Origin of the sequence: Mameliella sp. CS4 (genome assembly GCF_019392335.1) — a bacterium.
Classification (GTDB): Bacteria; Pseudomonadota; Alphaproteobacteria; order Rhodobacterales; family Rhodobacteraceae; genus Antarctobacter.
Map to the genome: position 1 here is coordinate 1 of NZ_JAHXRQ010000102.1, position 388 is coordinate 388.

Below are 388 nucleotides of genomic sequence, written 5' to 3' on the forward strand. Positions count from 1 at the left end.
CGCCACTTGTAAAACGTGCCATCGCTCCCACTCGGGACATTGCTGCGCAATGCCTTGCCGGGCAGTGGATGCCGTGCATCCGGCAGAGCTCCTTGGCGCCCAATCCCGCCTGGTGCTCCTTCAGGATGCCAATAATCTGCTCCTCGCTGAATCGGCTTTTCCGCATCGTCTGTCTCCTCGTTTGGAGAACAGGCTAACTTCAAACCGCGGACTTTGCAGGGGAGCTGGTCACATCTTGTCGTTGTGCGGCAGAAAGTTACCGGAAATGCCGAAGGCCCGCCGTGTGGGCGGGCCGTCCAGGCAATTAACAATGGTTGCGGGGGTAGGATTTGAACCTACGACCTTCAGGTTATGAGCCTGACGAGCTACCGGGCTGCTCCACCCCGCG

Annotated in this window: 1 protein-coding gene and 1 tRNA gene; both read right to left on the bottom strand. The window is 59.3% G+C overall.

From position 1 onward, the window contains the following. On the bottom strand, positions 1-166 hold a 166-nt coding region (locus tag KZZ07_RS28215), incomplete at its 3' end, for a transposase (protein ID WP_370631278.1). Between the two features lie 145 nt (positions 167-311). Further along, positions 312-388, bottom strand: a tRNA-Met gene (locus tag KZZ07_RS26710).